Genomic DNA, 13679 nt, shown 5'->3' with positions numbered 1-13679 from the left:
CCGTGCTACGCCTACGGTTAAAACAAAAGACGGTGCCAATAGCACCGTCTTCCATCCGTAGTGCCGAGCCATGCTCGGCAGCGGCTTTACCGGTAAAGCCCCAGCGGAGCATCCGCTCAGCAAAGCGTGCTCACATCTTGCGCACGCGGAAGCGCTTGCCCTTGATCTTGCCCGCTTCCAGCCGCGCCAACGCCTTGCCGACCTGCTCACGGGCAATAGCCACGTAGGAGCGGGTGGGGAAGATGTCGATCTTGCCAATCGCCTTGGCCGACAGGCCCGCATCGCCGGTCAGTGCGCCCAGGATGTCGCCTGCGCGCAGCTTGTCGGTCTTGCCGCCATCGATGCGCAGGGTGGTCATCGCCGCCTGCGGCAATTCTGCTGGACGTGCGGTTGCCAACGGCGTCTTCTGCCAGTTCAGCGGATTGCCCCGCTGGGTTTCCAGCGCCTCGGCGCGGCTGCGCTCACGGCCGGCGACCAGGCTCAGGGCCAAACCATTGCGACCAGCACGGCCGGTGCGGCCGACGCGGTGCTGGTAGGTGTCGATGTCTGTGGGCAGCTCGTAATTGACCACGGCAGCCAGGTCTTCCACATCCAGTCCGCGCGCGGCCACGTCGCTGGCAACCAGCACATTGCAGCTGCGGTTGGAGAACTGCATCAGCACCTCATCGCGATCGCGCTGCTCCATGTCGCCGTGCAGCGCCAGCGCGGAGAAACCGAACTGGCGCAGCGAGTTGGCCACTTCGTCCACGTCCTTGCGGGTGTTGCAGAACACCACTGCCGATTCCGGGGTGTACTTCAGCAGCAGTCCGCCCAGCGCCTTCTGGCGGTTGGCTGGCTCGGTTTCAAAGAACAGCTGCTGGATCGCCGGTGCCTCGGTCTGGCCGTCGATGGTTACTTCCACCGGCTCCTTGAGCAGGGCACGCGCCAGCTCGCGGATGGCGTCGGGGAAGGTGGCGGAGAACAACAGGCTCTGGCGGTCCTTGTGGGTGCGCCCGGCGATCTCGCGGATCGGCTCTTCAAAGCCCATGTCGAGCATACGGTCGGCTTCGTCCAGGACAAAGCTGCGGACCTGGCCCAGATTCAGCGCGCGTTTGCGCGCCAGTTCCTGCACGCGGCCGGGGGTGCCAACCACCACCTGCGGGTCATGCGCCTCCAGCGAGGCCAACTGCGGGCCCAGCGGCATGCCGCCGGTAAGGATCAGCAGTTTCAGGTTGGGGATGCCGGTGGCCAGCTTGCGCAGCTGCTTGCCGACCTGGTCGGCCAGTTCGCGGGTAGGGCAGAGCACCAGTGCCTGGGTGCGGCCCAGGCTGGGGTCGAGCCGGTTGAGCAGGCCCAGCCCGAAGGCGGCGGTCTTGCCGCTGCCGGTGGGAGCCTGGGCGATCACGTCACGGCCTTCCAGGATCGGCGGCAGGCTCAGTGCCTGCACCGGCGTCATCGAGGTATAGCCCAGCGCGTCGATGCCAGGAGCGAGTGCCGGCGACAGCGGCAGGGAAGAGAAGTCAGTCATGGCGCATTTTCGCAGAAGCCGGCGCGTCGTGCCTGCCAAGCGCCGCGTTCGCTCGTTTGCCGGGGAAGGATCTGCCCCGTACAAGCGACGGGGCGTTGAAGAGCGGATGGCGGCGCAGCCAGCACCCGCCAGCCGGTTGAACGGTCGCGGCCTTACATCAAGGCCCGGATGCCAAGATTGATCAGCATGCCGCCGGCCATCAGCCAGGCAAACAACAGCAGCGCAAGCAGCATGGGCTTGGCACCGGCCTGGCGCAGTGCCGAAGCGTGGGTGGTCAGGCCCAGTGCGGCCATGGCCATGGCCAGCAGCGCGGTGTCCAGGTCCACCAGCAGGCTGACCAGGCTGGCCGGCAGCAGCTGCAAAGAGTTGAAGCCGACCATGGCGATGAAGCCAAACGCGAACCACGGAATGGTGATCCTGGACCGCTCGCCCCGGGCCTGGCCCTGGCCGCGTGCCAGCAGCGCCGACAGCCCGACCAGGAACGGTGCCAGCATCATCACCCGCACCATCTTGGTGATGACCGCCGCATCGGCAGCGGGCTCGCTGATCGCGCGGCCGGCCGCTACCACCTGCGCCACTTCATGCACGGTGGAGCCGGTGAACACGCCGAATGCTGTCTCATCCAGTGGCATCCAGCCGGCGGATACGCCCCACTGGTACAGCAGGGGGTAGAGGAACATCGCCACGGTGCCAAACACCACCACTGTAGCCACGGCGACAGCGACCTGTTCCGCACGACCTTTCACCACCGGCTCGGCGGCCATCACCGCAGCGGCACCGCAGATGGAGCTGCCGGCGCCGATCAGCAAGGCCGAGTTGCGGTCCATGCCCAGCACCTTGGTGCCCAACCACCAGGCCAGGCCGAAGGTGGAGCACAGCACCAGTGCATCGATGACCACGCCGGCGGTGCCGACCTGGCCGATGTCCTGCAGGGTGAGGCGCAGGCCGTACAGGATGATGCCGGCGCGCAGCAGCGTGGCCTTGGAGAAGCCAATGCCCGCCGCTGCACGCGGTGCCAGCGCGCGGTAGAGCGTATTGCCCAGTACGATGCCGATGACAATGGCCAGGGTCAGCGCGCTGATGCCGTGGGCCTGCATCCAGGGCAGGGTGCCCAGCCAGATCGACAAGGCGGCGATAGCGGCAGTCAACAGCAGGCCGGGGAGGCGATGTGGGGCAGGCGCGGCCAGCCCTTGGGTCGAGGTGTTCATAACGATGGGTTATCAGAAGATGGCCCATGCTGCGCCTCGGGTTATTACCTGTAAAACGGATAATATTGGTCAATACAACCAGATATTCAGGTAGATCATGCATCTTTCGCTGCGCCAGCTGCAGATCTTCTCGGGCATCGCCGAGGCGGGCACCACCACCGCGGCCGGTGAGCTGTTGGGCCTGTCGCAATCGGCGGTCAGTGCGGCGCTGGGGGAGCTGGAGAGCCTGCTCGGGCTGGCGCTGTTTGACCGTGTAGGCCGTCGGCTGGTGCTCAATGGCCATGGCCGTGCGCTGCTGCCGCAGGCCCGTGCGCTGCTCGCCGGCATGAACGACATCGAACGCCGTTTCCGCGCCGACAGCCAGACCGGGGCCGCCGTGCAGTGGCAGGTGGGCGCCAGTACCACCATTGGCAACTATCTGATGCCGTCCCGTATCGCCGACCTGCAGGAGCGCAACCCCAACGCCCATATAGAACTGGCCATCGGCAACACCCGCGAGGTGACCACCGCCGTGCAGCGGCTGGAGGTGGATATCGGGCTGATCGAGGGCCCCAGCCATGAACCCGGGCTGGAAGTGGCGCCCTGGCAGCGCGACGAACTGGTGGTGGTATTTGGTAGCCGCCACCCCTTGGCTGCGGCGTTACGCAACGGCGCTGATCTGGCGCAGCTGCGTCAGGCCCGCTGGCTGCTGCGTGAACCTGGTTCGGGTACCCGCGAAGCGGCGGAACAGGCCCTGCTGCCGCATCTGCAGGGATTTGCCGAGGTCCTGCAGTTGGGCGGTACCGAGGCCATCAAGCAGGGCGCGGTGGCCGGGCTTGGACTGGCCTGCCTGTCCAGGCATGCGGTAGCGGATCTGGTGACCCTGGGCAAGCTGCAGGTGCTGGACACGCCGCTGCCGCCCTTGCAGCGCCAGCTGTGGGTGGTGCGCCACCCTGGCAAGCGGGTGCCGGCCAACCTGCGCCAGCTGCTGGGCTTGGCGGCGGACGTATTCAACGACGATTGAGCGGTGGACGCGGCTTAACCCGTACAATAGGCCCATGCCTTTGATTACCTTGCAGAACGTCGACTACAGCGTCGGCGGCCCGTTGTTGCTGGAAAAAGCCGAACTGTCGATCGAGACTGGCGAGCGTATCGCCCTGATCGGCCGCAACGGCGCCGGCAAATCCACTCTCATGAAGCTGATGGCTGGCGAGCTCAAGCCCGATGACGGCGAGGTGCGCGTGCAGCAGGGCGTGCGCGTCACCCGGCTGGAGCAGGAAGTGCCGCATGGCGCTGCCGGCAGCGTGTTCGACGTGGTCGCCGACGGCCTGGGCGAGCTTGGCCACTGGCTGGCCGAGTTCCATCGCCTGAGCCATGCCGAGGTCTTCGATGGTGAGGCCATGGGCAATGTGCAGGCCAAGATCGATGCCGCCGACGGCTGGGGGCTGGACCAGCGCGTCGAGGAAACCCTGACCAAGCTCGACCTGGATGGCGACGCCGAGTTCGGCCGTCTGTCCGGCGGCATGAAGCGCCGCGTGCTGCTGGCGCGTGCGCTGGTCGCCGGCCCCGACGTGCTGCTGCTTGACGAGCCGACCAACCATCTGGACATCGAAGCCATCGATTGGTTGGAAACCTTCCTCAAAGGCTGGGACGGCTGCGTGGTGTTCGTCACCCATGACCGCCGCTTCCTGCGCGCCCTGGCTACCCGCATCGTCGAAATCGACCGTGGTCAGGTGACCAGCTGGCCGGGCGACTGGGACAACTACGAGCGCCGTCGCGAAGAACGCCTCAACGCGCAGGCGCAGGAAAACGCCCGCTTCGACAAGCTGCTGGCGCAGGAAGAAGTCTGGATCCGGCAGGGCATCAAGGCCCGCCGCACCCGCGACGAAGGCCGCGTGCGCCGGCTCAAGGCGATGCGCAACGAGCGCAGCCAGCGCCGCGAGCTCGGTGGCAACGTCAAGCTGGAAGCGGCCGGTGCCGAAAACTCCGGCAAGAAGGTCATCGACATCAAGAACATCTCCTTCTCGTTCGGCGAGCGGGTGATGGTCAAGGATTTCGAGACCACCATCCTGCGCGGTGACCGCATCGGCCTGATCGGCCCCAACGGCAGCGGCAAGACCACCTTGCTGAAACTGCTGCTGGGCGAACTGCAGCCGGACAGTGGTGAAGTGCGCCAGGGCACCAACCTGCAGATCGCCTATTTCGACCAGTACCGTGCCACCCTGCGCGAGGATTGGAGTGCGATCGAGAACGTGGCCGAAGGCGCGGACTTCATTGACCTCAATGGCAAGCGCAAGCACGTGCATGCCTATCTGCAGGACTTCCTGTTCACCCCGGAACGCGCACGTGCGCCGATCACCCGTCTGTCTGGCGGTGAACGCAACCGCCTGCTGCTGGCCAAGCTGTTCGCGCAGCCGTCCAACCTGCTGGTGATGGACGAACCGACCAACGATCTGGACGTGGAAACCCTGGAGCTGCTCGAAGAGCTGCTGGCCGACTACACCGGCACGCTGCTGCTGGTCAGCCACGACCGTGACTTCCTGGACAACGTGGTGACCTCCACGTTGGTGCTGGAAGGCGAGGGCAAGGTGGGCGACTACATCGGCGGTTACAGCGACTCGCTGCGCCAGCGCCCGGCGCCAACGCAGACGGCGATGGCGGTAGCCAAGGCGTCTGCAACGGCGGCCCCTGCAGCCGCCCCGGCGCCGGTTGCTGCCGCGGCGAACAAGCGCAAGCTGAGCTTCAAGGATGCGCGCGAGCTGGAGCAGCTGCCGGCGAAGATCGAGAAGCTGGAGCTGGACGTGGAAGGCCTGACTTCGGCTATGAACGATCCCTCGTTCTATACCCGGTCGAGCGCAGAGGTAACCGCCCATACCCAGCAGTTGACCAAGGTGCAGGCCGAGCTGGATGCCGCCTACGCACGCTGGCAGGAACTGGACGCCTGAGCCATCTGTAAGGGTCAGGGCGTTGCTTCACCTGCCGTCCCGCAACGGGGCGGCAGGATGGTATCCATGGATGCTGCGAGGCGATGATGCAAAGACCCTTCAAACTTGAGCGTATCGATCATGTGGTGTTCCGGGTACGTGACCTGGAGCGCAGCATCGCGTTCTATTCGACCGTGCTGGGCTGCGAGGTGGTGCGGCGGCGCGAGCATCTGGGCCTGGTGCATCTGCGCGCGGGCGCATCGATGATCGACCTGATCAGTCTTGATGGGGCCTTGGGTGCACGCGGTGGCGCCGGTCCCGGGCCGGAGGCGCGCAACCTCGATCATCTGTGTCTGCGCATCGAACCCTTCGATGAAGCAGACTTGCTTGCGTATCTGTCCGCGCGTGGTGCAACGCCGTTGGCGGCGGCCGAAGTCAACTTCGGTGCGGAAGGCGATGGACTGTCGTTGTATTTCCGCGATCCGGATGGCAATACCATCGAGTTGAAGGGGCCGGCTTCGGTGCCTGCTTCCTCGCCTGTAGTGAAGTTGCAGGCGTAACTTCCTGCTCCAGGGAGAGGGGCCCTGCGCATCGAGCCACGGACTTGCCGGCTCCCAGGACACCCAGCATGTCGCCGTACCCAGAAGGAACCACCATGCGCCGCACGCTTACCTCCCTCGTGTTGCTTGTCGCGGCATTCGCGCTGCCTGCCCAGGCAGAGGTCAAGGATTCCAGCGCAGCTGGCTTTACGGTTGAAAACAGTGTCGTGATCGCAGCTTCACCGGCACGCGTATGGCAGGCGATGACGGCTGATATCGACCAATGGTGGCCTAAAGACCACAGCTGGTGGGGCAAGGAGGCCACGCTCTCCATCGATGCCCGTGCCGGTGGCTGTTTCTGCGAGATCGGCGGGGCAAAGCAGGCCCAACATCTGCAGGTCGTCTACGTTGACCCGGAGAAGACCCTGCGCATGGTTGGTGGCTTGGGACCGATGCAGGGCATGGGCCTGCATGGGGTGGCCGAATGGACGCTGCAGGCGGTAGGCCCGGCTACCCGCGTAAGTTGGCGCTACCGCGCCGGTGGTCATGCGCCGGACGACCTCGGCAAATTGGCGCCTATCGTGGACAAGGTGCAGGCCCAACAGCTGGGCGGCCTGGCGCAATGGCTGCAGGCCGCACGCTGAATCACTCTTCTTCGTCTCCGGCGTCTTCCTCACCACCATGCGGCAACTCGAAGAAGGCCCAGAACGGGACCTTGTCCTCGGCCCAGCGGGTTGAGGCTTCGGACAAGACATCCAGCAGGGTGTCGAAGTCCGCAGGGCTGGCGCCACGCAGATCACCGGCCTGGCTGAAAAGCAGGGCATAGCCGTTGGCCGGCAGCCATGACATATCGCGCAGGGCGTCGGACAACGCGTCCCAGTTGCGGCTCCAGCCTGGCGGGAAATCCAGTTGCGTACCGATACGCATCAGCAAGGTGCGTTTGTCGGCGCAAGCTTCAAGATCGATACGCAGCACCTTGAGGCCTGCATCACGCGCAGCCGCTGCCAAGCCACCCAGGTCGCCGTCGCCGACGCCGTAGACGCCTGCCTGGCTGGCATCTTCAAGGCCCATGTCGAAACCGCTGTCACTCATGGCGTTCTCCAGCCGCAGGTACTTCAAAGCTGCGGAAGCTGTCGTAATGGTCGTCGGTGTAGTACCAGGCTTCCGGGGGGGCGCCACCGGTAACGATCCGCTTGACGCCGCGATGGTTCAGTCCCGGGGTGTCGACGGTGTACTCGTGGTAGTAACCGCGTGGGCGCTGCGGGAGCTGGCGTTCGCGGTTGCCGAACACGCTGCCGTCCTGCTTGTGCGGGTAGGGGCCACCGCGCTGGATCAAGGCGATGGTCTGACGCGCCTCCTCTGGCAGGAAGGCCGGCAACGGATCTGCTTGTTTGCGGCCGGCATCGGGCAGCGCGGCCGGGGCAGCAGCCACATCCGTACCCTGGGTGAGCGAGGGCGCGAATTGTGGCGGGGGCGGTTGCTGCACAACACGCATTCCCCACAGGCCCGCAACCAGCAGGACGATGGCAACAACAAGAAGTAAGGGCTTACGCATTGGCAGCGGCAGGGGCATGGAAACGGACCCCGATTATCAGCCCAGTGGCTTGTGTTTGTTGAATGGCCGGTTCAGTGCCGTTGTTTCACGGTGCAATAACAACAGCGGCACAATTGCAGGTGATTCCGTCGCTGGACCGATGGCGGGACAAAGTTTCCTTTACATCACCCTTGGTAAGTTGATGGTTCGTCCCTACCATTCATACCGCAGCGTCCGGTTTTTCGGCCGGATGCAATATCAGGTATCTAAAGGAGATCCTTCATGGCCTACACCCTGCCCAAGCTGCCCTACGCTTACGACGCCCTCGAGCCGCATATCGACGCGGCCACGATGGAAATCCATCACAGCAAGCACCACCAGACCTACATCAACAACGTCAATGCGGCGCTGGAAGGCACCGAGTACGCCGACCTGCCTGTGGAAGAGCTGGTCAAGAAGACCAAGTCGCTGCCGGAGAACCTGCAGGGTCCGGTGCGCAACAACGGTGGCGGCCATGCCAACCACTCGCTGTTCTGGACGGTGATGTCGCCCAACGGCGGCGGCCAGCCGGTCGGTGACGTGGGCAAGGCCATCGAGTCGCAGCTGGGCGGCTTCGAGAAGTTCAAGGAAGCCTTCACCAAGGCTGCGCTGACCCGTTTCGGCAGCGGCTGGGCATGGCTGAGCGTCACCCCGGACAAGAAGGTTGTCGTTGAATCGTCGGCCAACCAGGACAGCCCGCTGATGGACGGCAACACTCCGATCCTGGCGCTGGACGTGTGGGAGCACGCCTATTACCTGAAGTACCAGAACCGTCGCCCGGAGTACATCGGCGCGTTCTTCAACGTGGTCGACTGGAACGAAGTCGAGCGCCGTTATCAGGAAGCAATTGCCTGATTCCCGTGAGCGGCCGTCATTGGCGGCCGCCTCGGACAAAGGAAGGCCGGGCATTGTCCGGCCTTTTTTGTGTCTGGCAACGCGATGGCGCTCTCTCCCTTGCATCGCAGGTGCAGGGGAGGGCTGGGGAGTGGTGCTTCGGTTCCTGATGCTGGCTTCTGCCCGGGCTACCGCGAAGATCAACGGCACCCCTCCCAACCCTCCCCTTGGCTGCGCCAAAGGGAGGGCTTTGCTCCCTCCCTTGCATATCGCAGGTGCAGGGGAGGACTGGGGAGGTGTGCTTCGGTTCTTGATGCTGGCTTCTGCTCGGGCTACAGCGAAGATCAACGGCACCCCTTCCAACCCTCCCCTTGGCTGCTTCAAAGGAAGGGCATTGCTCCCTCCCTTGCACCGCAGGTGCAGGGGAGGGTTGGGGAGGGGGGCTTGGGTTCTTGATGCTGGCTTCTGCTCGGGTCACAGTGAAGATCAAGGACACCCCTTCCAACCCTCCCCTTGACTGCGCCAAAGGAAGGGCATTGCTTCGCCCTTGCACTGCAGGTGCAGGGAAGGCTCGGGTTCTAGAGCAGTCCCGGCTCGGTGTCTGGTTGCGCCGGTTCCGGCACGATCCGGGTCACCCGCAGGGTTGCCATCATGCCCAGCCGCAGCGGCGGGGCATCACTTTCCGTGCCCGCCAGCTCAATACTCTGCTGGGTGATGTCGGCAAAGCTGCGGACCTGGTAAAGCACGTCCAGGCCGTGCTCGTCAGGGTTTTGGGGGCGTCCGTCCGCGCGGCGCATGCTGGGGTTGCGCCGGGCCGGCTGGAAACCAGGCAGCTGGCGTACCAGCTCCTCGGTGGAGGCGGCGAAATCACCCACCACCAGCGAGGGCAGGGTCTGGCTGGTGGCATCCATCCAGGCACGCAGATCGGCGGCCTGGTGGCCTCGTACCACGCTGGTGTTTTCGCCCGGACGCATGCTGGCGGCGTAAACGTTCAGGCGCGCGCGTTGCAGTTGCAGGCGTTGCATGCCAGCGGCCGAGGGGGTCTGGTCACCATGCAGCAGGGTGATGCCGTCTTCCAATGTGGTGAGACGGGTAAGCACCGCATTGCCACGGCGCAGCGGCTGGCTGGGACGCTCGGCGCTGATGAAGTCGCAGCTGTAGCGCAGGCGGGTGCCCAGCCAGCAGGCGGAATTGCCGGCATCGCTGGCCTGGCTAACGTCCTGTACCACGATCACGTCCGGGCGCAGTTGCTGCACCAGTTCGGCGATGCGGTCGCGGCTGCCCGCCCAGGCCTCACCGGCGGCAGGCAGGCGCAGGTTCGCGATCTTCAGCACCGGTGCCGGCGGCTCCGCCATCGCAGCGAAGGAAAGAACCAGCAGCCCAAAACAGCCCAAACGCAACATCGCCACGGCCCATAAGAATTCGGTTAATCCTATTCCGAGAACTGTCTAAGATTCGTGGACGTGCTTGGCTCAGGTTATCTCTTGTTGATGTGTAAGGTTTTTCTGGCCAATGTGCTGCCGTGAAGCCGACATGATGGGTTACGCTTGCAACCTTTGTATTTTCGGATCGCCCGCAGATGACGACCAGCCACGTAGCAGCCCCGCCCGCGCCCAAGGGGCGGATGCCCCGCCAGATCCCCTACATCATCGGCAACGAGGGCTGTGAGCGGTTCAGCTTCTACGGGATGCGCAACATCCTGGTGCAGTTCCTGATCACCTCGACCCTGCTGCAGCACATCCTGGATTCGGGTGAGCGGGCATTGGCGGCCAAGGACCTGATGCACACCTTCATGATCGGTGTGTACTTCTTCCCGCTGCTGGGTGGCTGGATCGCGGATCGCTTCTTCGGCAAGTACAACACCATTCTGTGGTTCAGCCTGGTTTACTGCCTTGGGCATGCTTTCCTGGCGGTGTTTGAAGACAACCGCATGGGTTTCTTTGCCGGCCTTGGCCTGATCGCCTTTGGTGCCGGTGGCATCAAGCCACTGGTCGCGTCCTTTGTTGGCGACCAGTTCGACCAGAGCAACAAGCACCTGGCCAAGAAGGTGTTCGATGCCTTCTACTGGATCATCAATTTCGGCTCGCTGTTCGCCTCGCTGACCATGCCGCTGTTCCTGAAGAACTACGGCCCGTCTGTGGCGTTCGGTATCCCCGGCCTGCTGATGTTCATTGCCACCTTCGTGTTCTGGCTGGGCCGCAAGAAGTACGTGCTGGTGAAGCCGCAGATGGCCGAAGACCCGGACTCGTTCGGCAAGGTGATCCGTACCGCGTTGTTCGCGCGCAGGGACGGGCAGGGCCGTCCGGGTCTGGTGCTGGCCGGGCTGGGCCTGCTGGCAGCAGTAGTGTCGCTGGCGATGACGCCGGTGCTTGGCTTCGTGATCGCCGCCTGTATCGCGCTGGTGGTGGTGATTGCCGGTGTCGGCGGCGGTGCCTGGCTGCAGCTGGAGCGCGCCCGTGGCGTGCACCCGGATGCGGCCGTCAATGGCGTGCGCAGCGTGCTGCGGGTGCTGGTGATCTTTGCCCTGGTCACCCCTTTCCATTCGCTGTTCGACCAGAAGGCCTCCACCTGGGTGATCCAGGGTGAGGAAATGACCAAGCCGGCCTGGTTCGTCGCCTCGCAAATGCAGGCGCTCAACCCGGCGCTGGTGATGATCCTTATCCCGTTCAACAACCTGGTGCTGTATCCGCTGCTGGCCAGGATGGGGTGGGAACCCACCGCGCTGCGGCGCATGACCGCCGGCATTGCGTTCAGCGGCCTGGCCTGGATTGTGATTGGCGGCATCCAGGTGGTGATGGACGGTGGCGAGCCGATGTCCATCGTCTGGCAGGTACTGCCGTATGCGCTGCTCACCCTGGGTGAGGTGCTGGTGTCGGCGACGGGCCTTGAGTTTGCCTACAGCCAGGCACCGCAGTCGATGAAGGGCGTGGTGATGAGCTTCTGGAACCTGACCACGACCATTGGCAACCTGTGGGTGCTGCTGGCCAACTTCGCGGTGCGCAACGACGCGGTGACCGGCAGCATTGCCACCACCGGCCTGAGCGTCACCGCCTTCCAGATGTTCTTCTTTGCCGGGTTCGCCTTGTTGGCGGCGCTGGCTTTCGGTATGTATGCGCGGCGATATAAAGTCGTCGACAACTACCGGGCAGCCTGAGCATGCAGGGAATGATTACGTTTGTTCTTATCGGCGTCACCGCGCTGGTGTCGTGGCTGGCCTTCAAGGACCGCAAGCTGGCGGACCGGCTGGTGCTGTGGCCGCCAGCGGTTGACCGCCACAAGCAGTACGACCGGCTGGTGACCTACGGCTTCATCCACGCCGATTTCCCGCACCTGCTGTTCAACATGATCACCCTGTTCTTCTTCGGCCGGCTGGTGGAGAAGCTGATGACCAGCATCACCGGTCACTGGTGGGTGTACCTGTTGTTCTATCTGTCGGCGCTGGTGGTGTCGATCCTGCCCACCTACCTGAAGAACCAGAAGAACCCGAACTACCTGAGCCTGGGGGCGTCCGGTGCGGTGTCGGCGGTGCTGTTCGCCTTCATCCTGGTGTCGCCGTGGTCGTTGATCTTCGTGTTCTTCATCCCGGCCCCGGCCATCCTCTATGCCGTCTTCTATGTTGGCTACAGCATCTGGATGGACAAGAAGGGCGGTGACAACGTCAACCACAGCGCGCACCTGGCCGGTGCCGCCTACGGGGTGATGTTCATGTTGCTGATGGAGCCGGGTTTGCTGCAGCACTTCCTGCAGGCCCTGATGAATCCCAGCTTCGGCCGCTGAGGCGGCCCCGCCGTGGCGCCGGGTGCGCCACGGCCACTCCGGCTTGCCGCAGCGGCTGTCAGCCGCCGCTGTTGGACCGGGGGCGTCAACTCAGGCGGCGTAGGCCGCCAGCAGACGCGAATAGACTTCGCTTTCGATCTTCTCGAACTGCCAGTTGCTGGTTTCGCCCGACACGCTCAGCTGGAACAGGCCTTCCAGAAGGGTGGCGTCGTGGTCGTCGGTCGGGATGGGGTGATCCAGGTAGGTCATGGCTCGCGTTCCTTTGTCGCTTACAGGGGACAAAGCAAGGGCCATGCCAGAAAATATGACGCAGTTCCGGGTTTGATTCCGATCCACCGGCGGGGGTAAGGTCGAAATGTGACGCACTGCGGCGCAAGGGTGGCCGGGCAGCGTCATCACATCTTCCTCATCAACCTGGCTTGTCCCTTCGCCCTGGAGCGTTCATGTCTGCCGCCGATACCAATACGCCCACGATCCACCACAATGCCGCCGCCCATCGTTTCGAGATGCGCGTTGACGGACACTTGGCGGTGCTGGACTACGAACTGCAGGACGGCGTGATGGTCATCACCCATACCGGCGTGCCACAGGCCATCGGCGGACGCGGTGTGGCCGGGCAGATCACCCGCTTCGCGCTGGACCACGCGCGCGCTGCAGGCTGGAAGGTACTACCGGCCTGCAGCTATGCCGCGGCCTTCCTGCAACGTCATGGCGAATACACGGACCTGCTGGGATAATCCCACTGACATGGCCATGCCCAGTCGGGCGGCCGGATCTTTCGAGGAATGACAGGGCATGAACAGGTTTGCACAGGGATCGTTGGCCACGGCGGTATTGCTGGCGGCGTTGGCAGGATGCAAGCAGGAGCAGCAGGCTGCGCCGGTGACGCCGCCGCAAGCCGGGGTGGAAGCGCCGGCCACGACGACGGCTGCCCCAACTGCCGTGGAATTGAAGGACGTCATCGAAAACACCCCCAGCTACATCATTGGCATCAGCTATCCGCCGGCTGCGTCCAAATACCCGGGCCTAGCCAGTGAGCTGGCCAGCTATTCGGAGCACGCCAAAGCCGAACTGCTGAAGGCCGTGAGCGAGCTCGGCAACGACAAGCCGACGGCCCCCTACGAACTGTCCCTGGCCTACGACATGCTGGCCGACACCCCGGCCGTGGTTGCGGTATCGGCCGATGGCAGCAGCTATACCGGTGGCGCCCACGGTCAGCCGCTGGTCGCCCGCTTTGTCTGGTTGCCGGAGCAGCAGCGCCTGCTCAAGGCCGAGGATCTGATGAGCTCGGCCAAGGGTTGGCAGGCGCTGAGCGACTATGCCGAGGACAAGCTGCTG

General features: G+C 64.3%; 15 protein-coding genes. 9 read left to right on the top strand and 6 right to left on the bottom strand.

The window, feature by feature from the left end:
• Nucleotides 1-130 precede the first annotated feature (130 nt).
• Nucleotides 131-1507, bottom strand: coding sequence for an ATP-dependent RNA helicase DbpA (gene dbpA, locus B2527_RS03580; protein ID WP_293706173.1), 1377 nt, complete (start codon nucleotides 1505-1507; stop codon nucleotides 131-133).
• A 152-nt stretch (nucleotides 1508-1659) separates the two neighbouring features.
• Complete coding sequence (locus B2527_RS03575) at nucleotides 1660-2715, bottom strand: YeiH family protein (RefSeq protein ID WP_293706172.1); 1056 nt, start codon at nucleotides 2713-2715, stop codon at nucleotides 1660-1662.
• A 97-nt stretch (nucleotides 2716-2812) separates the two neighbouring features.
• Between B2527_RS03575 and B2527_RS03570 the strand changes: the two genes are divergently transcribed.
• The 4 genes from B2527_RS03570 (at nucleotide 2813) to B2527_RS03555 (ending at nucleotide 6801) form a co-directional block, all read left to right on the top strand.
• Nucleotides 2813-3718: a LysR family transcriptional regulator gene (locus tag B2527_RS03570; protein WP_293706171.1), complete on the top strand. Its 906-nt coding sequence runs from the start codon at nucleotides 2813-2815 to the stop codon at nucleotides 3716-3718.
• Nucleotides 3719-3752: 34 nt separating this feature from the next.
• Nucleotides 3753-5639: an ATP-binding cassette domain-containing protein gene (locus tag B2527_RS03565; RefSeq protein ID WP_293706170.1), complete on the top strand. Its 1887-nt coding sequence runs from the start codon at nucleotides 3753-3755 to the stop codon at nucleotides 5637-5639.
• An 86-nt stretch (nucleotides 5640-5725) separates the two neighbouring features.
• Complete coding sequence (locus B2527_RS03560) at nucleotides 5726-6178, top strand: VOC family protein (RefSeq protein WP_312915182.1); 453 nt, start codon at nucleotides 5726-5728, stop codon at nucleotides 6176-6178.
• 95 nt (nucleotides 6179-6273) lie between these two features.
• Nucleotides 6274-6801, top strand: a complete 528-nt coding sequence (locus B2527_RS03555) for an SRPBCC family protein (protein ID WP_293706168.1) — start codon at nucleotides 6274-6276, stop codon at nucleotides 6799-6801.
• Between the two features lies 1 nt (nucleotide 6802).
• Here B2527_RS03555 and B2527_RS03550 read toward each other — a convergent pair whose 3' ends face one another.
• Together B2527_RS03550 and B2527_RS03545 are read right to left on the bottom strand one after the other, a co-directional pair.
• The gene (locus B2527_RS03550; protein WP_293706167.1) at nucleotides 6803-7249 is read right to left on the bottom strand and encodes a barstar family protein; all 447 of its coding nucleotides are present in this window, start codon (nucleotides 7247-7249) and stop codon (nucleotides 6803-6805) included.
• On the bottom strand, nucleotides 7242-7712 hold the full coding sequence (locus tag B2527_RS03545; RefSeq protein ID WP_293706166.1) for a ribonuclease domain-containing protein: 471 nt from the start codon (nucleotides 7710-7712) through the stop codon (nucleotides 7242-7244). The genes B2527_RS03550 and B2527_RS03545 overlap by 8 nt, the downstream gene beginning before the upstream one ends.
• 261 nt (nucleotides 7713-7973) lie before the next feature.
• Here B2527_RS03545 and B2527_RS03540 point away from each other — a divergent pair, with 261 nt between their 5' ends.
• Nucleotides 7974-8585 (top strand): superoxide dismutase, encoded by a 612-nt coding sequence (locus tag B2527_RS03540; protein WP_293706165.1) that lies wholly within the window; start codon nucleotides 7974-7976, stop codon nucleotides 8583-8585.
• A 557-nt stretch (nucleotides 8586-9142) separates the two neighbouring features.
• Here the strand turns inward: B2527_RS03540 and B2527_RS03535 are convergent.
• Entirely contained in the window at nucleotides 9143-9898 is a 756-nt protein-coding gene (locus tag B2527_RS03535; RefSeq protein ID WP_293706164.1) for an endonuclease/exonuclease/phosphatase family protein, read from the bottom strand.
• A 245-nt stretch (nucleotides 9899-10143) separates the two neighbouring features.
• Here B2527_RS03535 and B2527_RS03530 point away from each other — a divergent pair, with 245 nt between their 5' ends.
• Nucleotides 10144-11718, top strand: a complete 1575-nt coding sequence (locus B2527_RS03530; protein WP_293706163.1) for an oligopeptide:H+ symporter — start codon at nucleotides 10144-10146, stop codon at nucleotides 11716-11718.
• An 11-nt stretch (nucleotides 11719-11729) separates the two neighbouring features.
• On the top strand, nucleotides 11730-12341 hold the full coding sequence (locus B2527_RS03525) for a rhomboid family intramembrane serine protease (protein ID WP_293706162.1): 612 nt from the start codon (nucleotides 11730-11732) through the stop codon (nucleotides 12339-12341).
• A gap of 90 nt (nucleotides 12342-12431) precedes the next feature.
• Here B2527_RS03525 and B2527_RS03520 read toward each other — a convergent pair whose 3' ends face one another.
• The gene (locus tag B2527_RS03520) at nucleotides 12432-12590 is read right to left on the bottom strand and encodes a hypothetical protein (RefSeq protein WP_293706161.1); all 159 of its coding nucleotides are present in this window, start codon (nucleotides 12588-12590) and stop codon (nucleotides 12432-12434) included.
• Nucleotides 12591-12784: 194 nt separating this feature from the next.
• Between B2527_RS03520 and B2527_RS03515 the strand changes: the two genes are divergently transcribed.
• Entirely contained in the window at nucleotides 12785-13078 is a 294-nt protein-coding gene (locus tag B2527_RS03515) for a GNAT family N-acetyltransferase (protein WP_293706160.1), read from the top strand.
• A gap of 58 nt (nucleotides 13079-13136) precedes the next feature.
• On the top strand, nucleotides 13137-13679 hold a 543-nt coding region (locus B2527_RS03510), incomplete at its 3' end, for a PdaC/SigV domain-containing protein (protein ID WP_293706159.1).

Source organism: Stenotrophomonas sp. UBA7606, assembly GCF_002477705.1.
Lineage (GTDB): Bacteria > Pseudomonadota > Gammaproteobacteria > Xanthomonadales > Xanthomonadaceae > Stenotrophomonas.
The sequence above is the reverse complement of the archived record's forward strand: the minus strand, read 5'-3'. Positions and strand labels throughout refer to the sequence as shown.